Source organism: Fortiea sp. LEGE XX443 (genome assembly GCF_015206815.1).
In the GTDB taxonomy this organism is placed as follows: Bacteria; Cyanobacteriota; Cyanobacteriia; order Cyanobacteriales; family Nostocaceae; genus Nostoc_B.
In genome coordinates, this window is the sequence record NZ_JADEXZ010000028.1 from 41,448 (window position 1) to 67,651 (window position 26,204).

Annotated in this window: 25 protein-coding genes, 1 tRNA gene and 1 pseudogene; 13 read left to right on the plus strand and 14 right to left on the minus strand. The window is 41.3% G+C overall.

Features of this window, described 5'->3' with window-relative positions; translation table 11 throughout:
- Nucleotides 1–22: 22 nt before the first annotated feature.
- Nucleotides 23–1,033 carry a thiamine-phosphate kinase gene (gene thiL, locus IQ259_RS12820; protein WP_193885252.1) on the minus strand — a complete coding sequence of 337 codons (1,011 nt, stop codon included), beginning with the start codon at nucleotides 1,031–1,033 and terminating at the stop codon, nucleotides 23–25.
- A gap of 473 nt (nucleotides 1,034–1,506) precedes the next feature.
- Here thiL and IQ259_RS12825 point away from each other — a divergent pair, with 473 nt between their 5' ends.
- The 3 genes from IQ259_RS12825 (at nucleotide 1,507) to IQ259_RS12835 (ending at nucleotide 3,834) form a co-directional block, all read left to right on the plus strand.
- On the plus strand, nucleotides 1,507–1,956 hold the full coding sequence (locus IQ259_RS12825) for a DUF29 domain-containing protein (RefSeq protein WP_193885254.1): 450 nt from the start codon (nucleotides 1,507–1,509) through the stop codon (nucleotides 1,954–1,956).
- 233 nt (nucleotides 1,957–2,189) lie between these two features.
- The gene (locus IQ259_RS12830) at nucleotides 2,190–3,128 is read left to right on the plus strand and encodes a DNA adenine methylase (RefSeq protein ID WP_193885256.1); all 939 of its coding nucleotides are present in this window, start codon (nucleotides 2,190–2,192) and stop codon (nucleotides 3,126–3,128) included.
- Nucleotides 3,100–3,834, plus strand: coding sequence for an HNH endonuclease (locus IQ259_RS12835; RefSeq protein WP_193885257.1), 735 nt, complete (start codon nucleotides 3,100–3,102; stop codon nucleotides 3,832–3,834). The genes IQ259_RS12830 and IQ259_RS12835 overlap by 29 nt, the downstream gene beginning before the upstream one ends.
- 12 nt (nucleotides 3,835–3,846) lie before the next feature.
- On the opposite strand, the gene IQ259_RS12840 is transcribed toward IQ259_RS12835, so the two are convergent.
- The 7 genes from IQ259_RS12840 to IQ259_RS12870 all read right to left on the minus strand — a co-directional run bounded on the left by IQ259_RS12840 (nucleotide 3,847) and on the right by IQ259_RS12870 (nucleotide 12,227).
- Nucleotides 3,847–5,445 (minus strand): Hsp70 family protein, encoded by a 1,599-nt coding sequence (locus tag IQ259_RS12840; RefSeq protein WP_193885259.1) that lies wholly within the window; start codon nucleotides 5,443–5,445, stop codon nucleotides 3,847–3,849.
- Between the two features lie 49 nt (nucleotides 5,446–5,494).
- Complete coding sequence (gene uvsE, locus IQ259_RS12845) at nucleotides 5,495–6,442, minus strand: UV DNA damage repair endonuclease UvsE (protein ID WP_193885261.1); 948 nt, start codon at nucleotides 6,440–6,442, stop codon at nucleotides 5,495–5,497.
- A gap of 165 nt (nucleotides 6,443–6,607) precedes the next feature.
- Nucleotides 6,608–7,435, minus strand: coding sequence for a type I methionyl aminopeptidase (gene map, locus IQ259_RS12850; RefSeq protein ID WP_193885263.1), 828 nt, complete (start codon nucleotides 7,433–7,435; stop codon nucleotides 6,608–6,610).
- A 107-nt stretch (nucleotides 7,436–7,542) separates the two neighbouring features.
- Entirely contained in the window at nucleotides 7,543–8,058 is a 516-nt protein-coding gene (locus IQ259_RS12855) for a cupredoxin domain-containing protein (protein WP_193885265.1), read from the minus strand.
- Nucleotides 8,059–8,091: 33 nt separating this feature from the next.
- Complete coding sequence (locus tag IQ259_RS12860) at nucleotides 8,092–10,956, minus strand: pitrilysin family protein (protein WP_193885267.1); 2,865 nt, start codon at nucleotides 10,954–10,956, stop codon at nucleotides 8,092–8,094.
- Nucleotides 10,957–11,101: 145 nt separating this feature from the next.
- Nucleotides 11,102–11,545: a VOC family protein gene (locus IQ259_RS12865; RefSeq protein WP_193885269.1), complete on the minus strand. Its 444-nt coding sequence runs from the start codon at nucleotides 11,543–11,545 to the stop codon at nucleotides 11,102–11,104.
- Nucleotides 11,546–11,714: 169 nt separating this feature from the next.
- Entirely contained in the window at nucleotides 11,715–12,227 is a 513-nt protein-coding gene (locus IQ259_RS12870) for a TIGR02652 family protein (protein ID WP_193885270.1), read from the minus strand.
- Nucleotides 12,228–12,469: 242 nt separating this feature from the next.
- Here IQ259_RS12870 and IQ259_RS12875 point away from each other — a divergent pair, with 242 nt between their 5' ends.
- The 3 genes from IQ259_RS12875 to IQ259_RS12885 all read left to right on the plus strand — a co-directional run bounded on the left by IQ259_RS12875 (nucleotide 12,470) and on the right by IQ259_RS12885 (nucleotide 14,884).
- The gene (locus IQ259_RS12875) at nucleotides 12,470–12,997 is read left to right on the plus strand and encodes a gamma carbonic anhydrase family protein (RefSeq protein ID WP_193885272.1); all 528 of its coding nucleotides are present in this window, start codon (nucleotides 12,470–12,472) and stop codon (nucleotides 12,995–12,997) included.
- A 199-nt stretch (nucleotides 12,998–13,196) separates the two neighbouring features.
- Entirely contained in the window at nucleotides 13,197–13,322 is a 126-nt protein-coding gene (locus IQ259_RS12880; RefSeq protein ID WP_193885274.1) for a photosystem II protein Y, read from the plus strand.
- A gap of 287 nt (nucleotides 13,323–13,609) precedes the next feature.
- The gene (locus IQ259_RS12885; protein ID WP_193885295.1) at nucleotides 13,610–14,884 is read left to right on the plus strand and encodes a folylpolyglutamate synthase/dihydrofolate synthase family protein; all 1,275 of its coding nucleotides are present in this window, start codon (nucleotides 13,610–13,612) and stop codon (nucleotides 14,882–14,884) included.
- 63 nt (nucleotides 14,885–14,947) lie between these two features.
- Here the strand turns inward: IQ259_RS12885 and IQ259_RS12890 are convergent, their stop codons facing one another.
- Nucleotides 14,948–16,246: a sugar ABC transporter substrate-binding protein gene (locus IQ259_RS12890; RefSeq protein WP_193885276.1), complete on the minus strand. Its 1,299-nt coding sequence runs from the start codon at nucleotides 16,244–16,246 to the stop codon at nucleotides 14,948–14,950.
- A 139-nt stretch (nucleotides 16,247–16,385) separates the two neighbouring features.
- On the opposite strand from IQ259_RS12890, the gene pilM reads away from it, so the two are divergent.
- The 6 genes from pilM to IQ259_RS12925 all read left to right on the plus strand — a co-directional run bounded on the left by pilM (nucleotide 16,386) and on the right by IQ259_RS12925 (nucleotide 22,451).
- Nucleotides 16,386–17,492 (plus strand): type IV pilus biogenesis protein PilM, encoded by a 1,107-nt coding sequence (gene pilM, locus IQ259_RS12895; RefSeq protein ID WP_193885278.1) that lies wholly within the window; start codon nucleotides 16,386–16,388, stop codon nucleotides 17,490–17,492.
- Nucleotides 17,493–17,496: 4 nt separating this feature from the next.
- On the plus strand, nucleotides 17,497–18,261 hold the full coding sequence (locus IQ259_RS12900) for a PilN domain-containing protein (RefSeq protein WP_193885280.1): 765 nt from the start codon (nucleotides 17,497–17,499) through the stop codon (nucleotides 18,259–18,261).
- On the plus strand, nucleotides 18,258–19,016 hold the full coding sequence (locus IQ259_RS12905; RefSeq protein ID WP_193885282.1) for a pilus assembly protein PilO: 759 nt from the start codon (nucleotides 18,258–18,260) through the stop codon (nucleotides 19,014–19,016). Before IQ259_RS12900 ends, IQ259_RS12905 begins: the two co-directional genes overlap by 4 nt.
- A gap of 133 nt (nucleotides 19,017–19,149) precedes the next feature.
- Nucleotides 19,150–21,582 (plus strand): type IV pilus secretin family protein, encoded by a 2,433-nt coding sequence (locus IQ259_RS12910; RefSeq protein ID WP_193885283.1) that lies wholly within the window; start codon nucleotides 19,150–19,152, stop codon nucleotides 21,580–21,582.
- Between the two features lie 207 nt (nucleotides 21,583–21,789).
- Complete coding sequence (locus IQ259_RS12920) at nucleotides 21,790–22,047, plus strand: hypothetical protein (protein WP_193885285.1); 258 nt, start codon at nucleotides 21,790–21,792, stop codon at nucleotides 22,045–22,047.
- The gene (locus IQ259_RS12925; RefSeq protein WP_193885287.1) at nucleotides 22,044–22,451 is read left to right on the plus strand and encodes a type II toxin-antitoxin system VapC family toxin; all 408 of its coding nucleotides are present in this window, start codon (nucleotides 22,044–22,046) and stop codon (nucleotides 22,449–22,451) included. The genes IQ259_RS12920 and IQ259_RS12925 overlap by 4 nt, the downstream gene beginning before the upstream one ends.
- A gap of 47 nt (nucleotides 22,452–22,498) precedes the next feature.
- On the opposite strand, the gene IQ259_RS12930 is transcribed toward IQ259_RS12925, so the two are convergent.
- The 5 genes from IQ259_RS12930 to IQ259_RS12950 form a co-directional block, all read right to left on the minus strand.
- Nucleotides 22,499–23,704, minus strand: a complete 1,206-nt coding sequence (locus IQ259_RS12930; RefSeq protein WP_193885289.1) for an aminotransferase class V-fold PLP-dependent enzyme — start codon at nucleotides 23,702–23,704, stop codon at nucleotides 22,499–22,501.
- 23 nt (nucleotides 23,705–23,727) lie between these two features.
- Nucleotides 23,728–23,799, minus strand: a tRNA-Asn gene (locus IQ259_RS12935).
- A 145-nt stretch (nucleotides 23,800–23,944) separates the two neighbouring features.
- A complete protein-coding gene (locus IQ259_RS12940) occupies nucleotides 23,945–24,496 on the minus strand; it encodes an NYN domain-containing protein (protein ID WP_193885291.1) in 552 nt (183 codons plus the stop codon).
- Nucleotides 24,497–24,804: 308 nt separating this feature from the next.
- Complete coding sequence (locus IQ259_RS12945) at nucleotides 24,805–25,482, minus strand: ABC transporter ATP-binding protein (RefSeq protein WP_193885292.1); 678 nt, start codon at nucleotides 25,480–25,482, stop codon at nucleotides 24,805–24,807.
- A gap of 9 nt (nucleotides 25,483–25,491) precedes the next feature.
- A complete protein-coding gene (locus IQ259_RS12950) occupies nucleotides 25,492–25,764 on the minus strand; it encodes a hypothetical protein (RefSeq protein ID WP_193885293.1) in 273 nt (90 codons plus the stop codon).
- A gap of 304 nt (nucleotides 25,765–26,068) precedes the next feature.
- Here IQ259_RS12950 and IQ259_RS12955 point away from each other — a divergent pair.
- Nucleotides 26,069–26,204 (plus strand): annotated as a pseudogene (locus tag IQ259_RS12955) (photosystem II D2 protein (photosystem q(a) protein)); the annotation flags it as partial.

Below are 26,204 nucleotides of genomic sequence, written 5' to 3' on the forward strand. Positions count from 1 at the left end.
ACTATAGACTGTTGACTTGGAGCTATTGAGTAAAATGTTGAAATCCCTGGCTAAGGCTGAGAATTTGGTCAGGGTTTTTTTCTTGTTCGTCATGCAATAGCACTTGTGAACCAGATGTAATAGTTCCGATAATTGCTGCATCTTGACCAAGTTCTGAAACTAAAATCTTGGCTAACACTTCTGGTAAGCACAGCACTAATTCAAAATCTTCACCACCGTAGAAGGCATATTCTAGTGCTTGCTCTGGTTTTAGCCAATGCTCAAAAGTTGGTGGTAAGGGGATTTTTGTGCGTTCTAGGACTGCGCCGACATTACTAGCGCGGCAAATTTGCAAAACAGCATCTGCTAAACCATCACTGCTATCCATCCCAGCGATGTGGAAATGGGAAGATGTGGAAGAATCTAGAATTTTCCAGAGAATTGGTAAGACATCCAATCGTGCTTGTGGGCGCTGGTGTGCTTTGATGAGAGCGGTAGGTTCTGTATCGTTGAGGTGTTGTCTTAATTCGGGATGTAAAAGTAATTGTAAGCCTGCTTGGGAGGCTCCATGAACACCTGTCACCACGATCGCATCTCCAACTTGGGCAACAGAACGACGGATAATTCTCTGAGGCTCGACTTGACCAAAGGCAGTAATTGATAGAGTCGTGATAGGCGATCCCACTAAATCACCTCCCACAATTGGGGTATTGTATTTTTGCAGGCATTCTGTCATTCCCTGGTAGAGTCTTTCAACCCAACTTACCTTTAAATCTCCAGGAAGTCCTAAACCAACTGTTATACCCAAAGGAACAGCCCCCATTGCAGCTAAATCTGATAAATTAGCTGCGGCTGCTCGCCAACCTGCATCCTCTGGTGAGGTGGTAGCATCACTAAAATGCACTCCATCAACTAAAACATCTGTTGTTACTACTAAAGATTTTCCCGGCGTAGTTACAAGCACGGCTGCATCATCCCCAAGAATTTCTGGGGGACAAAAGCGTTGTAATCTTGCGAGAAGTCCTTGTTCGCCAATATCTTTGACTTTAGTCATTTGTCAGAAGGTAGGAAGCAGGATTATAAAGCTAAAGTATAAAATTTTATACTTAGTTCCAGAAATATCGCCCATCCTTGATATTTTCTGGAACGCTGACGTAAAAGGAGCAGCGATCGCTTCATCAATTCTATGATTTTACTTGGGTAGCAGACGAGAAACATCGAAAAACTTTAGCAGCGTTTCAGCAATTTATTGAGAAACAAAATATAAATTAGGCGATCGCAGATAACCACCTCAGTTAGACAATATTGTATAACTAAGTAGAAAGGTGCAAATAAACCGAACTATGTTACGGAAAGTAAAGTAGCCTGAAAACCTCTTCCCTTCCGCCTTCTGCCCTCTGCCTCCTGCCTTGTCATAACGACAATTTTTAACACCGACCTACTTACTGAAAGTAAATGTAGATGCTAGATTGAGTGTAATTGAAAATTTCGTAAAGTCACCTTGACTAAACAAGAGAGTAATAGCTAATGGCTAAAGCAGAACTCTATGATCAAGACTTTCTGGAATGGACACAACAACAAGCCGAATATTTAAAAAAGGGACTTTGGGCAGAATTAGATGTTGAACATTTGGTAGAGGAATTAGAAGCATTGGGGCGCAGTGAACAAAAGGAGCTTGGCAGCTACTTACAAGTGCTGATGATGCACTTACTTAAAAGTCAGTACCAACCTGAGCAAAGAACAGAAAGTTGGAATAATACACTTAGTAATTGTCGAGATAAAATACAAGATTGTTTGGAAGATACGCCTAGTTTGCGGCGTTTTCTTCAAGATGTAGAGTGGGTAGAGAAATACTATCGACGTGCGCGTAGAGATGCAGCAAAGGAAACGCAAAAACCACTAGAAATATTTCCAAATGAATGCCCCTACACAATAGAGCAGATTCTCGATCCGAATTTTCTCAGTTCTTTAGTTTAACAGTTTTAATGTAGAGATTACTCCACCAATTCTTTAATCTATGACAATTTGAGAAATAACATTCGACACACTTCATCATTGTAGTAGCAATATTGCTAATTTCTGTAAATTTATTGTTTAGTTGTCTTAATCCTCATTCGTGGTTCAAAACAAATATTATCCATTTAGAAAGTACTTTATTTCTCATGATAGACTACTAAATTGAAATCGAAATCATTGTTTCTCTTGTTGAGATGGTTAGCTTACCGCATCCGATTCAGTATCAAGGTAGTAAGAGAAAACTTGCATCAGACATTCTCAGTTTTTTGCCTAGCAAAGTTAAGAGATTTATAGAACCTTTTGCAGGAACAGCAGCAGTTAGTATAGCTGTTGCCTATAAGGATATTTCTCAAAACTTCTGGCTTAATGATTTAAATAAACCGCTTGTTGAACTGTTAGAGCTAATTGTAGAAAAACCAGAGGAAATCATAAATGCGTATGCAGATATCTGGAATGCTCAAAATCATGACTCTATCAGCCATTACTTTGAAGTTAGGAAAAAGTTTAATAAGACAAATGATCCAAAGCTTTTTTTATATTTGTTAGCTCGATGTGTAAAAGGGTCTGTTCGGTATAACTCCGAAGGTTTATTTAATCAAAGCCCTGATAAGAGGAGAAAGGGAACTCAGCCTGATAAGATGAGGAAAAATATAAAAGGAGTTTCCGCTTTATTAAAAGGTAAATGTAAATTTACATGTTTGGATTATAGAGAAGTTTTAGCCAACGCGCAAAGTAGTGATTTTGTCTATATCGATCCTCCCTATCAGGGTGTGTGCGGAGATAGGGATTCAAGATATTTCTCAGGAATTAATTTTGATGATTTTGTTCTAGCTATTGAACAATTAAATCAACGTGGAGTAGCGTTCGCCATTAGCTATGATGGCAAGCGAGGCAATAAAACTTTTGGTATTCCATTACCTGAAGAATTAAGACTCAAGAAGATCGAAATAGAAGTAGGTAGATCATCACAAGCAACGCTACTAGGGAGGGAGGAAATAACAATAGAGTCTTTATACTTGTCGCCAAATTTACTAGTTGAAAAATATTTGGAGCTAGAGAGCTATATTAGCAAAGAACCGAGACAGCTTACTCTTTTGGAAAAGCATGGACAGTTCTCAGCAGTTGCCAGATGATTTTATACAACTTTGTCAGTCAGTAACCGCCAAAAGACCAAAAGCTGTTATTGATCATATTTTGCAATATGGTTTTATTACAACGGAAGAACTGAAGGAAAGGTACGGCTACAATCACCCTCCAAGAGCAGCTAGAGATGTTCGAGAACATGGAATTCCTCTAGAAACATTCCGTGTAATAGGAACTGACGGAAGAAGAATAGCAGCTTACAGATTTGGAGATGTTAGTAAGGCAAGGTTCTCTAGGCTATCTGGCAGGACAGGCTTATCAAAACAGATTAAAGATGAGTTAATCAGGAGATATGGTTGTAAGTGCTTTATCTATTTAGAGAAAGTTGATGAGCGCGAGTTACAGATTGATCATCGTGTTCCGTTTGAAGTTGATGGAGAACCAGAACTAGAGCCAGGAAGTTTTATGTTGCTTTGTGGTTCTGCTAATCGAGCTAAGTCTTGGTCATGTGAGCATTGTGAAAATTGGACTAGCATTAAGGATAAATCTATTTGTTTGTCATGTTATTGGGCATACCCAGAAAATTACACGCATGTCGCATTGCGACAGATTAGAAGAATTGATCTAATGTGGGAAGGAAAGGATACTGAGATTTATGAAAGGTTAAAACAACAAGCCATAAGTCTGGAAAAAGAAATTCCTGAGTTTATCAAGGAAATTATTGAACGCGAAATGAGACAAAACGGCGATCGCTAACAACTGTCTATGTTAACTCAACTGCGCCACAAGCTGATTTTCTAGCAAAGTGTCATTAGTTAACAAATCCTCAACCGTGATTCTCAGAAAGCGTTGATCATCAACTTGAAATAGAATTTTCACCCGATCGCTCCCCGGATATCCTGGTGGGGTGAGTTGAGCAATAGTTCTGGCTCCTGCTGTATCATTCAGAGGTTTGACGGTGGTTTCACCGCTATCTAGACGGCGAGTAATTAAGCGATCGCCATCAAAATAAACTTCGGTGTTGCCTGTATCTGCGCCTAATTCCCCGATAATTAATTCAATGCTGGGTTGATTCTCCGCAGAAGCGCCTAAGAATAATTCCGCAGGTTGATTCATCGGGTAAGCTTGTCCCGATTTAATAATAGGATGCCAACTGTGGCGCTGGTTGCGACGATTCCAGTAACGAATCCCGTAACTGTGGTAGAGAAAATCTTTGATTTCTACGCCTTGAGATAGCTGCAATGCACCTTGGGCGATCGCTTCAAAAGGCCGTTCACAACGGATTTTTTCTGGCTCAAAATACTGTTTTATCCATGTCTGCACTGCTGGCAGTTGCACGGTTCCCCCAACTAACAACACTGCATTAATATCTGCTAGTTCGATTCCTTGGCGGCGGGCTTGCTGCAACAGATTCGTCATACACTCATTTAGTTGCTCAAAAAATGCGTGTTCTTTGAGGATATTTTCTAAATTTTCGCGGTCTAAATTTAATTCATAACTTTCAAATGTTTCATCATCAAAATAAACTTCACTCGCTTGGTTTTGTGTTGATAGCTGAATTTTGACTTTTTCTGCTAATCTCGTTGTCAAAGGACTCACCGCTAATCCTTGAGTTTTGGCGAAGTAATCAACTAACCAATTGTCAATATCTGTACCACCTAAATTCTGCCCTGCTTTCGCCAATACACGGGCTGTTTTGACTTTTTGCTTTGATTCTTCAGCTAAGGATTTATTACCCCATTTGAGCAAAAATCCAATGGGTTTGGTGTTTCCTTGTGCGCTTTTATCCAGCTGCACCAAAGATAAATCTAAAGTACCGCCACCAAAATCAATGACCAAAAGATTTTCTTGATCAGCCAAGCCATAACCTAAGGCTGCGGCTGTGGGTTCATCTAACATCCGCACTTGTTCGACAGGAAGGCTTTGACAAACTTTTCCTAACCAGTGGCGATAGGCTTCAAAACTATCTACGGGTACAGTTAATATTAGAGAATCTAAACCGCCTTCTAAGGGTGCTAGTTGCTCAATCACTTGAGAGAGAAACCATTGCCCTACTTGCTCAAAGGTGATGATTTGTCCGTCTAATTCTGGTAAGAAGCCTTGAATTTCTGCACCGATACCACGTTTAAAACTGCGAAAAAATCTTGCTTCGCCTTTGAGGTCAAGACCGCGATCGCGTACTTGTTGCCCTACTATAATTTTACCCTGTGCGGCTTCTTCCACATACACTAAGCTGGGTATGAGTGGGGGATTAAGACTTTGTTGAATTGATAAACCAGGTAAAGTCAGAGTTTCTGCCTGCTGGGTGACGGGATTCCAACGGGCAATGACTGTGTTGCTAGTACCAAAATCGATTGCGATCGCCATAGTCTCTTTATTATTTTATGCAAAAGCACAAAATTTTATCCACAAAAAATTATTGTCCCATAAGCCACCAATCACGCAAATAGGCGATCGCTTCTTCTTTGTGTTTGGCTTCTACTTCTATCCACGGTGCTTGATGATAGATATCAGGCATAGCGGTAATCAAATTGCTATGTTTTCGATCATTAAAAGCTGTTTCACCGTTGGAAATATGAACTAATTGCCAATCTGGATTTTTCCAAGTTGATCGCGCTGCTTCAAACATAGTAGCCACACTCGGATCATTGTAGCTATCTAAATTTTCGTGGCAAATATGGTGATGAGCGTCAAATACCAAAGGAATTTCGGCTTCCTGACATACTGCTAAAATTTCATCGGCGCTATAGGCGTATTCGTCGTTTTCTAAAGTTAAGCGATTTTTGATAGCTGCTGGTAATTGTGAAATGACTTTTACTAACTGTGCGGCGCGTTGAGATTTACCACCATGAATGTTCATCAACGACCAAGGCGAACGAGGTAAACCGAGTAAATCTAAGTCACGAGCGTGTCTTGCTAATATTCTAATACTTGTTTGCACAACTTCCGGCGAATCGGAACTCAGCACCACATATTGATCGGGATGTAGTACCATTCTGATCCCCAGTGCTGAGGCTCGTTGACCGATTTTGCTCAAATCAACGCTCATTTCCTCTAAGATATTTTCGCCGATTTGGTCTTCTAAATCGTTCATCGGGAATAAACCAGAAGACATGCGATACAAACAAATCTGGTTTTCCTCACAAAAGGTGAGCGCATCATGTAAACGCTGCAAGTTATTCTGATAAAGTAATCGCAGAGTACTTTCTCGTTCCTCAAAAGAGAGCTTTAAATAGCGTGTACGGGTGATTGTTTTAAAGCGTACTTGTTGAGACGCTGTGATACAAACTAATCCTAAGTTTGGCAAAATAGTTTGAGGCGATCGCTGTTGATGCGCTAAATTTTGGCACTGGATTGTGGTCATTTTTGCAGTTGCTGGAGTTTTATCTGCTTTTTAATTGAACTAATTTCTGCCTTAACTGCTAAGTCTCTCTGGGATGAATTCTCTAAATACTGAACTTAGACAGCATAAAATTCATCCCATATATTAAGAAAGATATTGGGATGAATTGCAATGGACATAATTAAACTAAACTTTAGTGCGATCGGTCAAAATTTCATAACCAGTTTCTGTAACCAAAACTGTATGCTCAAACTGAGCCGATAGAGAATTATCTACTGTTACCGCTGTCCAACGGTCAGACAATGTACGAGTATGTTTAGAACCTGCGTTTAAAATGGGTTCAATTGCCAAAGTCATTCCCGCACGTAGTTTAACATTTGGCATATCTCTTGTACGAAAGTTGAATACTGAAGGTTCTTCGTGTAAGTTACGACCAACACCATGTCCGGTGAATTCTTCCACTACACTATAACCATTGGCTTTTACATGGTCTTCTATGGCTCCAGCTAAGTCAAGAAGATATGCACCTGCTTGGACTTGTTCTATACCTTTATATAAAGCTTCTTCCGCTACACGAATTAGTTTAGCGGCTTCTGGGGTAACTTCACCGACGGCAATTGTGATGCAAGAGTCGCCATGAAAACCTTGATGATAAGCACCTGTATCTACTTTTAATACATCCCCTGCACGGATAACTTTTTTGGGGCTTGGGATACCATGCACGACTTCATGATTTATACTGGAGCAGATAGAACCTGTAAAACCGTGATACCCTTTAAAGCTGGGTATTGCGTCCATTTCGCGGATGCGTTTTTCCGCGTAAGCATCTAAGTCAGCTGTCGTCATTCCTGGCTTTACCAGTTCAGAAATTTCTTTTAGTACTGTGGCGACAATTTTCGCGGATTGCCGCATAATATCAATTTCACGCGGCGATTTAAGTTCTATTCCTCGACGTTGTTTTTTTGGAGGTGTGGTTTTAACTGATGGAGAAAGCAAGTTGCTGAAAATGTTCATGTGCAAATAATAGTTACTGATGCTTTGTCGCTACGGAGTCTGTACTTTTTCTAGGATAATTGAGAAACTATATCTATATTTAAGTTAGCTTATTTGTGCAAAGGTAATTACGAATTACTGACGATAATCTCTCCTATCATCCCAGCTTCAGTATGTCCTGGTATGGGACAGCGTAAGCTATATTTTCCTGTTTTTAGGGGGACAAAAACCCATGCAGCTTCAGCGCCTGGCTTCAGTTCTAGTTCGTGAATGGCTCCTTTGATTTCTACTTTACCTGCTTCTATTTTTTGTGTCCAAATGCCATCGGCAAAGTCTTTGGCTGTAAAATAGTGCTTTAGTTGGCTGGGATTTTTGAGTTGTATTAGATAGCGTTTACCTGCGATTAACTCTAGGTGATTTGGTTCAAACTTGAGTTCGTTAGCAGAATTACCTAAACTTACTGTGATTTCTGTGGCTGGTTGCTTGAGTAAATCACCAGATGAATTTGCTGCGATCGCCTCCGGCACATAACTGATAAAATTCAAACTCAATAGCAAGGACAATTGAAGTATGAAATATGTTCGCCCCTGGCGTTCCCGCAGGGTAGTGTGAAGTCTGAATAATTTTATTGAGAATTTTTTCATCACTCCTTTGTCCTCACTCAAAACAAATTATACTTACAATTTATCTGCTACAACAGATGGGCCTGCTGTTACAACCACAATTTTATCTGGGTGGAGTAACTCACGGGCAGCTTGATTAACTTGGGCAAGGGTAACTTGTTTGATTTTATCAGTGAAAGAACGTAGTTCAGCTATGTTCATTCCATATACCTGATTCATCAGCATTTTATGTGCTAATTCTTCTGGGTCGGCGAGGGAAACGTTATAGTTGCTAACTAGGGTGTTTTTAGCTGTATCTACATCATTTGCAGTTACACCTTGCTGATGAATTTCTTGTAAGAGTTTGCGGGTACTGGCGATCGCTTTGTTACTATCTTCAGGACTAGTTTGCATTTCAATCCAAAATGTCCCGGCATTTTTTTGCGCTTGCAAGTAGCTATAAATACCATACGTCAAACCTTGGCGATCGCGCACTTCTGTTCCTAAGTAACTAGATAGGGTATCGCCTCCCAAAATTTGATTTAATACTAAAGCTGCATAATAGCGCGGATTTTGACGAGTAATACCTGTGTTACCCATAAAAGTCATGGCTTGAGTTTTGCCTGATAGTACAGGGTTTACACGTATTACACTATCTGGTACATTCACTGTGGGGTATTGTAGTTGCGGTGGTTGACCACTAACTTGCCAGTCTCCTAGTTCTTTTTGCAATAGCGATCGCACTTGGGTTGGTTCAAAATCTCCTAATATAACTAGTACTGTTGTATCTGGACGATAATGTTTTGCTTTAAAAGTGATGACATCCTCACGCTTAATCTGTTGCAGACTCTTCAGTGTCGGAAAAGAATGTAAGGGATGTTGTTTCGGGTAAATTGATTGTACAAAGATTCTTTTGGCTACTTCTGTAGGATCATCTAGTTCTTGTTTTAAGTCGGTTAAGGCTTGCTGGCGGTACAAGTCCAATTCTTTTTTAGGAAATGTACTGTTTTTCACCGCATCCGCCAAAGTCTGAATCAGGATGGGTAAGTCTGCGGCTAAACTATCACCCTCAATCCGTACACCTTCACGATAAGCTGTAAAATCGAGGGATGCGCCTCTTTCTTCTACGGCTTTAGCCAGAGTTAAAGCATTTTTGCTTTTCGTACCACTCATCAAGTTATCAGCTACAAAAGATGCTAGTCCGGCTTTATTTTCTAGGTCAAATTCTGTTCCGGCTTTGATATGGCCGTTTAAGGTAACGGTGGGAGTACTTTTATCTGGTAATAGTAGTACTTGTAAACCGTTAGCTAAGGTGAACTGTTCTGGTAGCGCTGGGGTAGAACTGATGTGACTTCCACCGTGGGAGACTTGCTTAACAACTTCCGTTGTTTCATCCATTGGTGGTAAATATTTATCTACTTCTGATGATGTGACATCTGTACCAGCAGATAAATTTTCTGTAGTTTGGTTTAAATGTAGTTTTTCACCAGCAGTTTCAGTAGTGTTTTGATCAGTCGGTTGAAACAAGCCAACTACACGCATTTCTGGTTTCAGATATTTTTTGACTACATCAACAATATCTGCGGCTGTCACTTGATTGACGGCTGCTAAATAGCGTTCTGTATAACGATAATCGCCAGTAGTTGTCTCATCGTTACCTAATTGCATTCCTTGAGAGGTGATATCACGATTACTCAAAATCACGCCAGCTTCTAACTGCATCTTAGCTCTAGTGATTTCCTCTGGTTTCACCCCTTTTTGTGCTAAGTTAGCGATCGCACGATTTAATACTGTCTCAATCTTTTTCAAATCTTGATGATCATCTGCTGTGACTAACAACTCATACCAACCAGCTTCCCGTAAGCTGGCGACAGAGGCTGATACTTCACTAGCTAAACCAGATTCCACCAAAACCTGATAAAGCCGCGAGTTCCTTCCTTCTGTCAAGATGTAATCCATCACTTCCAAGGCTGGAATATCCGGGTGATTTAATTTAGGTAGTGGATAAATTACTTGCAGCATCGCTGCGGCTCCCTGTTCTCGTAGGATTAAAGGAGTACTGAGTTCTGTTAGCGGTAGCGGGGCGTTCAGCCCGTGCTGAGTAAAAAATTCTTCCCCTGCCCCCTGCCTCTTCGGTAATTTGCCAAATATTTCTTGGACTGTTTCTAATGTTTTAGTGGTTTGGAAATCTCCAACAATCACTAATACGGCATTATCAGGAGTATAAAATTTGCGATAATATTCTCGTACTTGCTCGACTTGAAACGTTTCTACATCTGCTTTTGTACCGCCAACAGGCAATCCGTAAGCATGATTGGGAAACACTGCTTGCATCACAGCACGGTTGAGGCGATATTCAGGACTATTTTCGTAGCCTTGTAATTCGGAAATTACTACCCGTTTTTCACTCGCTAGTTGCTCAGGAGCAATCAGAGAATTTTGCATTCTATCTGCTTCCAGTACTAGCAGTGCTTTTAGTTTGTCGCGTTCTACAGTGCCATAATAGGCTGTTTGGTCATAACTCGTAAAAGCATTGGAATCGCTACCTAAAGCACTAAATAGTTTACCAAATTGAATGGGACGGTTTTTTGTCCCTTTGAACATCATGTGTTCTAGTTGATGTGCAATCCCATTCACGCCTGATTCTTCGTTACCCGAACCGACTTTGTACCACATTTGCACAGTTACAACTGGCGCAGTCTGTACTTCTTTGGTTAAAACAGTCAGACCATTTTCTAAAACTGTCTTACGCACGTTTGCTGTTATTGTTGAGTGACTTGTATGATTTGCAACCAATTTTGTTTGAATATTTTCTTGTTTTAATGTAGCTGTATATTTGCTGTTAGCGGATTGATCACTTAGACAAAATACTATAATCATCCACAGACTTAAAATTAATAACGGCCAACGATATCTATACCCAATACAAAACACAGACATTTTTTGGTAGATGTATTTAAATTAAGTTACACATTTATAAGCGCTGTTAACAACAGTCTAGCCTTTCTCTGGAATCAGTGAAATCAGCGACACTACCAAAGAAAAATTAGCCTAGTAATAAAAGTATATAAAGAGACATATTTACTTAACCGAGTTTAGTTAAAGCCCGAATAAATTCTAAAGGTAAACCATCGCTATCTGCAATGAAGGCAACTTCCCAGATGCGATCGCCTATTTGTTGTTGTGTTGGTTCTAAAAGGATTTTTAGGGGTGATAATTGTTCTGACTGGTTTTGTGCTGCTAATGTGAAACGTGCTTTTAAATCTGTCAACCAACTAGGTAAATCTGGGGTAACTTCAGTTAAATCAAACGATAAATGATAATATCCCACATAATGCTCATCCTCAAAAGCATCAGGAGCAGGTTTTGGTTGATGAATTTGAATCAGTTCAATTCTGCCACCTAGTCCTTCCATCCAACAAGCTAAGGTATATCCTGTAGTGAAGCGTTCACAAACTGTAAACCCCAGTATTTCATAAAAGGCGATCGCGCGATGAATATTCGCAGTCCGGATAGAAGCGTGGTGCATAGATTTGAAAAACGATGAAGTGTAAAGTTATGAAGGATCAAACATCAGAGTTTTGTGGTACTTACCGTATGTAGAAAAAAAGAATTTTTTTTCCAACTTGTCCCCCACCCTCTAAATAAATAGAGTAATTTCATACTTCATACTTCACACTTCATAATTCAGTTGATGCTTACTCAAACAACCTGAAATAAGGGTAGCGCACAGGAACTCCCGGCTCTTTTTCCAGATCAAAATTAATCACTTCCCAGCATGGTTCCTCTGCGGAATCGGGACTAAATTCTACTGGTAAACCATATAGTCGCGCCGATGTTGTCTCTGGCTGTCCAGAACGCCAAGGAGTACTGCGTTCTAAGTAGCCACTCATCAATTCCTGATAACGTTTGGCAATAATTACCCGTGTTGCTCGATAACCTTGAGTATACAGTTTGTCTAATGCTTCGTGGATTTCAAACCGTATCCCATCAGGATGAGTGTGTTGTCTATACCATTCACCATTCCATCTTCGCCAATGACGACCTGACTGTAGATGAATTAACTCCTCAGTCTTAGGGTTGGCTTCAAACGCGCCATGACGAGGACAAAGATAAGTATCTGTGAGTGTCAAAGCCGGAATAGTCTGCCGACAGTGGGGACACTGAATTTCGTGGCCAAATATTGGGTACTGCAAACCTGGATTCATCATGAAGTGCGTACAAACATAATTTCTTCTTCACTAGCACCATTAGGTTCGATTTTACACTTCGGCTCCTCCATTTTGGGCGAATTGTTTTTAACTGCACGGAAACGGATTTGCAGTTTAGAACAATTGTAAGCTGTGTTTTCCTCAGTGTAGAGGTCTAACAACATGATATTCTGGTTGTGCAACCAGCCCCTTAAAGGTTGGAGTTTCTCCAGTGTTCCTGGGTACCGTATTTATATTCTATCGTGTCTACCGCTTCTTACTGGCCATCTCCCGATTTTTCTCAAGCAGCCTTCGTCGCAGATAACGCTGTTGTCATTGGTTTAGTGAATATCCAAGCAGGAGCAAGCATCTGGTATGGCGCAGTAGTTAGGGCAGATGTAGAACGTATCGACATTGGTGAATGCACGAATATCCAAGATGGAGTCATCCTCCACGGCGACCCAGGTTTACCAACCATCTTAGAAGATCATATTACCGTAGGTCATCGCGCTGTGGTACATTCTGCCTACATTGAACGCGGCAGTTTGATTGGTATTGGGGCGGTGATTTTAGATGGCGTAAGGGTAGGTGCTGGTAGTATTATCGGTGCAGGCGCAGTAGTTACAAAAGATGTAGCGCCCTTATCTCTGGTGGTTGGGATTCCTGGCAAAGTGTTGCGTCAAGTTACAGAAACTGAAGCCGCAGAACTTATCGAACACGCCGAACGTTACAAAAAGTTAGCATTGGTTCATGCTGGCAAGGGTAGTGATATTGGATTTTATCGACAGTAAGAAGACAAAAAAGATGCACGGGTGCAAGGTGCAGGATGCAGGTGACACAAGAATCAATGATAAATAACAAATGACTGTTGACTATTTCTGTAATCTTTCTTTACATATAAGGTTGGAAAAAATGCCCAATTCGGCTAAAAATAAAAATGAGAAGAGTTGATAAAACTTTAATTTCTACTTAACAGAGGGGTTCTAGATCATGGATATTGATTTTCGTGTAGCGATCGTTTTAGCACCTATTGCTGTTGCTGCTAGTTGGGCTTTGTTTAATATTGGTGCAGCGGCTTTGAAACAAGTACAAAGCTTTTTGAACAGAGAAGCCTAAACATAAATTTACATTATTATCCTCAAACCGACTGTTTTTGGTAAATCTGGACAGTCGGTTTTGTTGATAGAAGGCAGGAGACAGAAGGTTAAAAAATAAAATTCATACTAGCCTGCGGCAAGCCCTTCTCTGCCAGAGGCTACGCCAACGGGTTCAGCAGTTGCTACCCTACGGGAACGCTTTCAGCGAACAAGTCGGGGAACCCGCCCAACGCACTGCTGATGCTCCTACATCACTACCGCTACGCTAACACCGCTAAAAGCGTCTACACACTTCAGACTTCATTTGTGGATATTGATTCTATACTGCAACCCTTTCAACATTTTGGCGTGAATCTGGGACTCTCGCGCATTGTCAAACTGTTGGCAAACCTCGGCAACCCCCATGACCGCATCTCCGTAATTCACGTTGCTGGTACAAATGGTAAAGGTTCTGTATGTGCTTATCTCTCTTCAGTACTTACCGAAGCAGGTTATCGTACAGGGCGTTACATTTCCCCTCATCTAGTTGATTGGACGGAACGCATTTGTATCAATGAACAACCAATTTCTTCAGAGGAATTGAGCCAACTTTTACAAAAAGTCCAGGCCGCTGTTTCTGGTGATGACGAATATCCAACTCAGTTTGAAATTATTACCGCAGCTGCTTGGTTGTATTTTGCCCAGCAACAAGTTGATATTGCAGTTATAGAAGTTGGGTTAGGAGGGCGTTTAGATGCTACCAATGTTTGTTCTGAGCCTTTGGTGACTGTGATTACTTCAATTAGCCGCGAACATTGGCAACAATTAGGCCCCACGGTAGCCGACATCGCCAGAGAAAAAGCCGGAATTCTCAAACCTGGGTGTCCGGTTGTGGTTGGGAGGTTGCCAAGTGATGCTGAAAAAGTTGTGCGATCGCACGCCCAAGAATTACAATGTCCCATATTTACACCACAACCTGCACGTCAAATCTCACCAGGATGGGCAGAATATCATACACTTCAATACCCATTACCTCTACAAGGGCAAATTCAATTAACTAATTCAGCTTTAGCTTTAGCAACACTCGAAATTCTCCAACAACAAGGTTGGCAAATTCCAACATCAGCTATCATCAACGGCATGGCAAAAACTAAATGGCCAGGACGAATGCAATGGCTGACTTGGAACAATCATAAAATATTAATTGATGGCGCACATAACCCTGCTGCGGCTCAAGTCTTGCGCGATTATGTAGATAGTCTATTAAATAATTTTTCAGATAAATCTATTTCTCAGCACTCAGTTACTTGGATAATCGGAATGCTGTCTACAAAAGAGCATAAAGAAATTTTTCAAGCTTTGCTAAAAACAGGAGATAAACTATATTTAGTCCCAGTGCCAGATAACATTTCAGCCAATCCTCTAGAATTGGCAAATATAGCTAATAATATTTGTCCAGAATTAAGTTTGTGTCATACCTGTGATGATTTATCCTCTGCATTAGAATTAGCTTTTACGGAACCCGATAATTTAGTCGTTTTGTGTGGCTCTTTGTATTTAATCGGTCATTTTTTAGGAAGCTTTGATTATCAGCATTCGTAAGTCATTTGTAAATAAAAATATCCCCAACTTCTTCAAGAAGTCGGGGATATGAGTATTTCAAATTTACCGATTATTCCACTGTTGCGCTGCATCTTCAACGGCTTTATCAACAGTTTTTTGTCCTAGCATAGCAGCTTGTAAATTGTCATAAATTGCTTTTTGCAATTTCTTGAAATCTTTTAATTTTGGTGTTAATACCTCTGCCTGTTGTAATTGCGTAGCACTAATAACTCTAGCTTTTTCTACCGTGGATGCAGTAGCTGGAACATCTTTAAAGTAGCTATCAGATAATGCTTTGGTAGTCGAAGGTAAAACATTAGCCGCTTTCGCAAAAGCTAATTGATTTTCGTCATTAGTGACAAACAAAGCAAACTTAGTAGCAGCATCAGGATGTTTGCTGGCACGAGGAATAATTATATTCATCACAGCAACATTTTTCTTACCTGTGTCACCAGTAATTTGCGGTGCTATAGCTGAAGCTTGAGCAACTTTTGGCGCATTATTAGCTATTGTTTTCAGAAATTCTGGCCCGGAAGCTAAAAATGCTGTTTCACCTGATTGATATAAATCAATAGCATGACGATGACCTTGGGTTAAAACCTCTTTTGGTAATAGCCCTTTTTTGTACAAGTCAACCCAATACTGAAATGCGGCTTTACCTTGTGGTGAATTAAATGCCGCTTTACCTTCAGCATCTAATAAAGTCACCCCCATCTGTACCAAAGACTCCATCACTTCTCCAGAATCTTGCGGTACAAAAGTGATAAAGAAGGCATACTTACCAGTTTTATCTTTAATTTGTTGGGCTACCTGTGCTAATTCTGCGTAGGTAGTCGGTGGTTTACTGATACCTGCCTGTTTCAATAAATCAGTGTTATAAATGGTTAGCCGTGTTGTGAGATACCAGGGAATCCCAAAACTTTTGCCATTCAGTGTGCTGGCTTTCCAAATGTTGGGTAAATATGCAGAACGTACTTCTTTTGGAATTGTGGTATCTAAGTCTAACCACGCATTTCGTCCCGCTAGTTGGGATGCGAAATCTGGATTGAGGTTAACAACATCAGGTGGCGTTTTTGCGGAGACAGCTGTTAAGATTTTGTTCTCCATTGCAGACCAAGGCACATCAACCCAGTTAATTTTTACACCTGGGTTTTGTGATTCAAAATCAGAAATCAAACTTTGAAAGTAGCCCGTAAATTGAGGTTGGAGTTGCATTGTCCAAAACTCAACATTTGCTACTTCCGTTGTCGCTTGTTTTGTATCTGTGCCGACGTTGCCTGTGCTGCAACTAATAATCCAACTAGTCAATATGCCAATTATTGCCCAAGCTGTCAGTTGTTTGAATTTTTGCAATCGAATCATTTTACCAGTATTTTCACCCTTGATAGAAATGAAAAGCTTATGGAGAATTAACGAGATTATAGGCTAATTCAATTACCCGTAAAGACGCAACATATTGCGTCGATGATTTAAATTTTCAATTTATTAGTCCGGCGGAACTGTGGTGAAAAGCTTCAATAGTCTGTTTGGTAAATCTAATAAAGGGGTTGGCATCGAACTTGCACCAGAACGGGTAAATATCGTTCAGCTACGCAAGCAGCGCCAAGGCTTAAAAATAGAATGTTTGACATCTGTACCAGTTCCAGAAGGTGTGGTAACAGATGGTCAAATCACTGACCCCCCTACAATGGCGCAAATCATTCAGCAAGGGCTTGCTGAAAGTAAAATCAAGGCTTCTCGTGTTGCTACTGCTGTACCTGGACGAGATTCTATTGTACGTCTCATCCCAGTGCCAGCTGAGTTAGATGACAAAGAATTGCGAGAAATGGTGTTAAACCATGAAGCCGGCTTGTATCTACCATATCCCCGTGAAGAAGCTGATGTAGATTATCAAAAACTTGGGTACTTTGTAGATGAGGATGGCATTGAAAAGGTACAGGTATTGTTGGTTGCCACTCGCAAGGAGGTAACAGATACCTATATTAGTACGTTTGAGCAGGCAGGATTGCAAATCGATGTTTTAGAGATTAACAGTTTTGCGCTGATTCGGACAATCCGTGACCAACTGCGCCAATTTGGCCCACAGGAAGCGGTGGTACTGGTTGACATTGAGTTCGACAGTACAGAAATAGCCATCATCGTGAACGGAGTACCGCAATTTTCGCGGACTGTGCCGATTGGGACTTACCAAATGCAAGAAGCCCTAGCAAGGGCTATGAGTTTACCCACATCACGAGATATGGAACTTTTACAGGAAATGATTATTCCTGCTACTCCTATGGATGGTGGGCAAACTGGGGTGACAGGAATCAATCCTGGTATGGCAGCGATGATGAGAGTTTTGGTTGAACTAACAGATGAACTGCGGCGTTCTATCGATTTTTACCTGAATCAGAGTGAAAATTTGGAAGTGGCGCAGATTATATTAGCTGGGCCAGGCGGCGGACTACAACAGTTAGACGAGTTTTTTACACAACGCTTGAGCTTGCCAACTACCCAAATAGATCCCGTTGGGGCTTTGTCTTTGGAAATTGATGAACAAAAATACCCAGCTGCACAACGTTCTAGTTTAGCGATCGTACTTGGACTTGGAATGCGGGAGGTATAACAGAATGTACAGTCTAGATGTTAACTTTCTTAAAGACCGCCCAATTTATCAAAATAAGAATGACAGAAAGGGGGGTAGAAAGCTTCCAACCGGAGATCCGAAACCAATTTTTTTGGGAGTTGGTTTAGGTTTATGCTTGCCCATTTGTGCAGGGGCTGGTTGGTGGATACTGCAAATGAAAAACGGTGAGCTAGAGCAGAACATATCACAGTTAGAGCAAGAAGTCAATAAATTAGATGCAGAGATAGGAATTATTAACAAAATCAAGGAAGAAACGATCGCAGTTAAAGGGGAAACTCAAAGTTTAGTGACTGTATTTGACCAGATTAGACCTTGGTCAGCGATGTTACAAGATTTGCGCGATCGCATTCCAGCCGCAGTCCAAATTGAGAACGTTCGACAAGTTCCACCCACTCCAGCAGCAGAAGGGCAGCCACCAAGCAATCCAGCTGGTGGCATCGAAATTACTGGTCTAGCTCGGTCTTTCAACGATGTCAACGATTTCTTATTGAGTCTGCAACAGTCTCAATTTTTGAAATCTTCAGATAGCAAAATTACAACGGCAAGCTTAGTAGATGCGCCAGTCTCACCAACCGCAGCTGCATCTATAGTACCAATTAAACCGCCACAAGTAGTTAAATACACTATCCAATCGAGTTTAAGTGATGTTCCAGCTTCTGAGTTAGTGCGGGAGTTAGAGCAGAAAGGCACGGTAGGACTAGTAGCTCGAATTCGCAGTATGCAACAAACAGGAGTCATCTCGAAATGACGCTGAGTGAAGATTTTAATTTTGCAGATCAAGGCGGGGAATTTGATTCAGAGACATCACCTTACCCCGTAGTATTTGGTATTACCTTCACGCCCCAAATCATTGGGTTGATTGCGGGGGTAGTAGGGCTTGCTGGGGCGTTGTTTATAGTACTCAATCTGGTGATGCCAGCATGGGAAAACTATCAGCAGCAGCAAGCAAAAAGTGGCGAACTGCAAGGACAAATTGACCAAAAAAAAGCCGCCATCAAACAAATTGATCAGGTCAAACAAGATTTAGCCCAGGCAAAGCAACAAAAAATACAGGTTTTAGGTTTATTTGCTAACGAAAAAACTTTAGATACCTTGCTGCTGGATATGAATCGGTTAGTTGAGTCTGGTAATGCTCAAGTTCCTGCCAATGCAGTCAAAGCTAAACTCCAGAAGTTTGCGCCAGCTACTGATAAGGCAGAACCAGTTATAGATGGCTCGTTGGGGGTAGGAGTCAATGGCAAGCTGAAACGCACGAGTATCAATGTCGAAATTGTTGGTACTTACGAGCAAACCCAATCAATTTTGCGTAATATAGAGCGTTTACAGCCGTTGTTGATAGTTAAAGATTATCAGTCGGCTTTAGCTCCGGTAATAGCTAATACCCAAGCTGGCAAAGTGATACGTCAAGTAGGGCCTCCTGGAATTACTACAGCTTTCCAAATACAGGCTTTGATGCCACTTACACCAGAAGAGGCGGCGGCGGCTAAAGTGCCTCCTCAGTAGTAGTGCTGAGAAATCAGTTAACAGTAAACAGTGAATAATAACTGATAACTGATAGCTGATAACTGTTGAAAGTGCTGAGTGCTTGTTCTCAAAAATTGTTGCTTAAAAATGTTTATAAAGTGAGGAATGAACTGTGAAACAACTTCACGGTAATAGTTTAATATTGGGTGCTGCTGCTTTGACATTTTTGGTAGCTCAACCAGTCTGGGCGCAGGTAACTCAAGTTAATGAAGTCAAGTTAAATCCTGTTGATGGTGGTATTAGTGTTGTTTTAAAAACATCTTCAGGTTCTCGCCCGCAAATTTTTACAACTAAAAGAGGTAAAACTTTAGTTTCTGATATTATTAATGCTCAACTACGATTACCACGAGGCAGTAACTTCCGTCAAGATAAACCTGCATCAGGAATTGCCTCTGTTGAAGTTATGCAGCTAGATGCTAATAGTATTCGGGTGATAGTGACTGGTGACAACGATGCTCCTGGTAGTCAACCAGTGGTGCGAAAAGATGACAGAATTACCCTCGGCTTTACCCCATCGACAGGAACCATCGCATCAGTACCAACAGCGCCTTCTGCTAATGTGCCTGTGCCAGTGCAACCGAGTCAAAAGCCAGATGTTCTCGTTCCTAACCCAGAAATTAGTATTGATAGTAGACCAGCACAAGCAGCCGGGCCTGGTCAACCTGCAAGCCAAGCTCCGCCTTTTTTGCCTAGAGCCGTTGCCCCACCAGTAGGAGATATTGCTGTTTCTGCTACAGATGCCTCTCCCAGTGTAATTGATTTAGGAACCCAAGAACGTGTTCCTCGCTTGGTGCTGAGAGATGCGCCAGTGCGCGAGGTTTTATCACTTTTGGCTCGTGCTGCTAACCTCAATTTGGCTTACATCAGCGGTGATTCTACTGCTGAAGGTCAGCAAGGCGCTGCTCCTGCTAATGGACAAGCAAGTTCTCAAACAATCTCTTTGGATATAGAAAATGAGCCAGTGCAAGATGTGTTTAACTATGTCTTGCGCTTGAGTGGTTTAGAAGCAAATCGTAATGGTCGTACAGTTTTTGTTGGGCCTAAGTTACCTAATTCAACTCGTGATGTTGTAGTGCGTAGTCTGCGGCTGAATCAGGTAAACGTGGGAGTCGCTTTGAACTTTTTAGTTGGTATGGGGGCTGAAAGTGCTGTAACCAGAGAACGGCAAGTTACCAACGTCACCGCTGTACCTGTTGGCGCTGGAGCTACTCCAGTAACTCAAAGTCAGACAACTACTGAAACAAGAATTGAACGTCTAACTCTTGATGATTCTAAATACACGACACCTTTGCTAAGAGGTTTACAAGCATTAGGAGATGAGCGTACCAATTCCATAACTTTGATTGGGCCTGCCAAACAAATTGATATAGCAGTTTCTCAACTAACACAGCTGGATATCCGCCGCCGTCAAGTGGTAGTTAATGTCAAAATTGTTGATGTTAACCTTTTAAACACCAAAAATACAAGCACTAGTTTTTCTTTTGGTGTTGGTAATAACTTTTTCGTTAATGATGGCGGTGCTGCATCTTTGAATTTTGGGGGTTCTAGACCTGCTACTAGTGCTGAGGTAGCGAGTAGTGTAACTAGTACACCAGTCATTACAAACCCAGTTCAAGGCTCCCCCTTCCTAGATCCAAATAGTTCTGTATCTATTCCAGGAACTACTCCAGGTACAGTAGTGGTAGACGCAAACGGTAACGTTACCAGAGTTGCTAACCCAGGAGCAGGTAACTTCTATAGACCTGTTGCACCTACTGGAGACCCACTACAACCGGGTTTTTCTAATATTACTCCAGCAACAGATAACATTATTACCAGAAATGCTGATGGTACATCAACTGTCACGCAAGGCGCTCTTGGTACAGCTACCACCTCTTTGCCAACGTTATTTCAATTCCCCAGACGCTTCCTAGCTAGTTTGCAAGCTCAGGTGACTAGTGGTAATGCCAAGATATTGACAGACCCAACTTTAATTGTCCAAGAAGGTCAAACGGCTAACGTAAATCTAACTCAAGAAGTAGTAGGAAATATTAGGAACGAAATAACTCGTGGTGCTGATACCGCTATACAAACAGTTACCGCCGAGAAGACAAGTGTTGGTCTAACACTAGCTGTCAAAGTTGACAGAATTGACGATAATGGTTTTGTTTCATTATCAGTAGCACCCATTGTCAAAGCCCCTCAATCTTCGGCAGAAATTAATTTGGGAGGGGGTAGTAGCCAAACTATATTCTTAGTATCTGAACGCTCTCTTAATTCAGGCTTGATTCGTCTACGTGATGGTCAAACGTTAATTCTTTCAGGTATTATTCAAGACCAAGACCGGGTAACTGTGTCTAAAATCCCTATTTTGGGAGACTTACCACTGATTGGTTCACTGTTTAGAAGAACAAACAAAAACAATCAGCGTAATGAGGTAATTGTGTTACTCACACCTCAAGTTATGGATGATTCGGAAAACTCTTCTTACGGCTATAACTATACACCTAGTCCAGAAGTGCGGAACGTGCTTGAGCGTCGTGGGTTGAGTGCGCCTAAGCGGTAATTTAATTCTTAGAGATGTAGCGCAATGCTACGTCTCTACATATCGTGTAATAACGAAAAATAATTGCTGAAAGGAAATTATGATTGGTGTAGAGGCATCAAAACGCTGTGAGATGATTGATAGTGATACTGTTTTTCATCAAATACAGGCGAAATTAGAACAACGTCGTCAGCGCCAAGGTGCATGAGTAATAAAGGTTAAACACTAATGCACAGTATTAAATTAACGAAGCGTGTCGGTGAAGATGGAATTTTACATTTAGATATCCCCGTGGGAATAGCGGATAGAGAAGTAGAAATCATGGTGATTTATCAACCAATAGAAATACCAAAACAGCACAAAACGCCAGAAGAATTAGGCTGGCCTCCTGGTTTTCTTGAGCAAACTGCTGGTTGTTTAGCAGATGACCCAATTCAAAGATATCCTCAAGGCGAATACGAAGAAAGAGAGCCGTTATTGGAATGATTTATTTGTTAGATACTAACGCTTGTATTGTTTATTTAAATCGCCCTATGTCTGGCGTGAGACAAAAAATACGATCGCTGTCGCCACAAGATATTGCTGTGTGTTCTGTGGTGAAAGCTGAACTATTTTATGGTGCAATGAGAAGTAACAATCCTACACGTACTCTAACTTTACAAGAAGCATTTCTGAAGAATTTTGTGTCGTTGCCCTTTGATGATGGAGCAGCCAAGATTTATGGGAGGATTCGGGCTGAGTTGGCTGCTAGTGGTACGCCGATTGGCCCGTATGATGTGCAGATTGCTGCTATTGTAATAGCGAATAATTTAATATTAATTACGCATAATACGCGGGAATTTAGTCGAGTGAATGGGTTGCAGATAGAGGATTGGGAAAAAGAGAATTGATAAATAATAGACTTGTCCGTGTCTGTGGGTCAGCCTCAATCATCTCATTATTTAGCGACACCTAAATTTTTGAGTGCTTTTGCCAAAAACTGATACTGTTCTAAAGTATTGTAAATCTGTGCTGAAATCCTGATTAGCATTCGAGGTGATTCCTGCCAAGGAACGACTTGTACTTGAATGCCAAATTGATCCAATAATTCATCATGTAGCCATATATGACTACGGTTTTCTAAACTTACAGGCATTGGGACAACAGCCATTGAACCAATCATCTCATCTGGACAAGGTGGTTGTACTTGTAGCGCTGTACAAAGTAAATCTCTTGCTTGTAAAACTAGCTGATGGTTTCGCTGCATTAACTCCTTCCAACCACCAGGTAACAGAGAACCCATAAAGGCGATCGCTTCCGGTACGCACATATAAGCGGTAGGATCATCTGTACCCATCCAGTCAAATTCTAACTGAAATCGGCTTTTATCGGTGCGTGAAGAGTTAGCGCCGTGGCTAATTGTCAACGGATGAATTTCTGGTTGTTTATCCCGTCGCACGTACAAAAATGCGGCTCCTTTGGGTGCAGACAGCCATTTATGGCAATTCCCAGTATAGTAAGTTGCGCCAATCTCTTGCATATTTAAGAGAATCATTCCTGGTGCATGAGCGCCATCTATCAATGTCTCTACACCCTGCGCCTGCAACTCTTTTACTAGCTGCTGGATAGGAAAGATTAATCCTGTCTGGCTAGTTATATGATCTAGTAGTGCTAATCGTGTTTTAGATGAAACTTTCTCTAAGACTGCTGTAATTACCTGCTGTGGCGACTCCAACGGGAAAGGAACTTTTGCCACTACTATCCTTGCGCCAGTACGATTAGCGATAAAATTTAGGGCGTTGCGGCAAGCATTATACTCGTGGTTAGTAGTGAGGATTTCGTCATCTGGTGAAAATCTGAGAGAGCGCAACACAGAATTTACACCTGTTGTAGCATTTGGGATAAATACTAAATCTTGAATATCTGCATTAATAAATGCTGCCAGCTTACTTCTGGCGTTGTCTAGCAGTGGTTCCCATTTTCTGCCAAAAAAATTTACTGGGTCTTGTTCCAATTGCGATCGCAAACTTTGCTGCAATTCTAATACAGCTTTAGGACAAGCACCATAAGAACCATGATTAAGAAATGCTACGTTAGCATCCAGTGACCATAGCTCTTGATAGTCTGAAGAATGAAGCTTGAAATTTAACTTTTCACTCTTCATTCTTCACCCTTGATGATTTTTAACTCCCCAGGCCGGATTCGAACCAGCGACCAATCGATTAACAGTCGATCGCTCTACCACTGAGCTACTGAGGAACGCTCACGATTCATAATATTAGCTTAGTCTATAGGATATGGCAAGTACTTTGCCAAACTTTTTTTTGCAGATGCTCTGCGTTAAATATGCTTGCAGCCAAAAATCCTTACTGGAGGCAGGTTAGAGACTTTTGGATGCTAACAGTTACTGTAATCCCATACGCAATGCCGCCAACTTCTGCCGCGCTTTGTCATCAATAGCACTAGCCAAAAATCTACTCTGGGATTTTTTGCGGGTTTGATATTTTTGACGTACTCGACAAACTGTAGTTTCCACAGCACTACACAGTTGTTGTGCTGATAACCATTCTGCTCCATACCCTTGTACTACCAACTGTTGCGCCCTATCTGATGTAGCCACAATCATCCGAGAAATTTGAGATGAAATTATCTGCGATCGCAAAGAGGCACAACTTTTTTCGATGTAAGTGTCTGCTGTTTGCCCAAAATCAGTGTAATAAACTGAGACAAGCTCAGTAATAATTTCCCTGTTACTAGAGGCGTGATGATAATGAGCATCAAAAACTATTTGAGTTTCATAACCTTGAAACGCACTGTAATTAATCATTGCGTCAATTAGTTCTCCGCGTGCTGCCTCTAAGCCAGCGCTATCACGGGTGTTTTTCAGGCAACGCCAAGCGCCAATTATGTTGTAGCCATCTACGAATAGAACGGCTGGGACTGAGGGACGGGGCATGGTTTTTAATCACAATTTTCTAGAGTTAACACAATCCATTCATAACTTTTATATTAATTGAAGCATTGCCTGTAACACTATGTTACAAATAACCAAATAATGCGAAGAGATTGCAAAATTAAGCTATAAGTAGAACGGCGTAAATATTTTGTAGTTGGAATAAGGCAGAAGGCAGAGGGCAGGAGGCAGGAGGGAAGAGGACTTTAGCATAGTTTATTTTTCTTAACCTCTTTGGTCACAAAAATAAACGCGCCTTTAATAAAGCGCGTTGTAGATGTTAATGATTATTGATGAATTAGCTCCAGTATTTAGGGTACTTCATCATGTACTGTCATCAATCGTTGTTTGAGGCGCTGAGGTTCACCCCAATCAATTAAGGAGCCTTGATTTAGTAAAAAAGCGCCATCACAGTAATTCAACTCATCTAGGCGATGTGTCACCCACAAGGCTGTAATACCCCGACTTTTGACAAGGCGGCGGACACTAGCCACTAAATCTAGCTGGCTATCAGGATCGAGTAAAGCGGTGGGTTCATCTAATAATAAGATTTCACAACAACGGGCGATCGCACCAGCAATTGCCACACGCTGTTTTTGTCCCCCACTCAGAGCATATATAGGGCGTAATTGCAACTGAAGCAAATTTACTGCTCCTAAGGCTTCTTCAACCCTTGCCCTCACCATAGCAGGAGGCAATTTTTCTTCCACCAGCCCAAACGCCACATCAGCACCAACAGTTGGCATCACCAGTTGATGATCGGGATTTTGAAACACAAAACCCACGGGCGCAAGCACCCCAATTTCGCCAGACTGGGGCTGCAAAAGCCCCGCTAGTAGTCGGAGTAGAGTTGATTTGCCACTACCGTTAGTACCCAAAAGCATCCAAAATTCACCCTTGGGAACTTCTAGAGAGCAAGACTTGACGGCTGTCTCGCCATTAGGCCAACTGAAATTTAAATCTTTGACTTTAATGCCCACTTCCGCCATTGCTATACCTTACTCACCAGCTAAGGCAAAAAAGCCGGGCGCTCTACCACTGCTAGTGCTAACACCATCTTTCTGAATAACCTGTACCCCAGAAATTTCACTAGCACGGACAGCGATTTTTTTCTCTGCCTTACCTTCACACTTGAGTTCCACAATATCAGGATTGCCAGAGCGCATTGCTGCCAAAATCAGCTGATAGACAGCCTCAGCGTCCTCTGGGGACTTACTTTGTACCGATATAGGGAAAGCAGTGTTTCTTACACTTATGTCAATGGTAAACATTTAGGATTAATCAAACATAGCTGTAGGACTCATTTTAGCGTTATGAGATTGGAGATTGGGAAGAGGGAACAGAGCCGGAGCGGAGATATTTCCCTCTTTACTCTTCTATCCCTACTTCCCAAAGATTAAATTTGATTCAGAATCCCCTGGAAAAAATCACGATTTTCACCTAGAATTATTAGAGTCAGTAAAAAATTGTAAACTGGATTGACAAACCAGTAAACTTTCTGCATACAAAAAGCTATTAAAAACTAGCCTGTAAGCAGAACTGTACTTATAAGAAAATATTTGGAGATTCACTCTCATGACCATTGCAGTAGGACGCGCCCCCAGTAGAGGGTGGTTTGACGTACTAGACGACTGGTTAAAGCGCGATCGCTTCGTATTCGTAGGTTGGTCAGGAGTATTACTATTCCCCTGCGCCTTCCTAGCATTAGGCG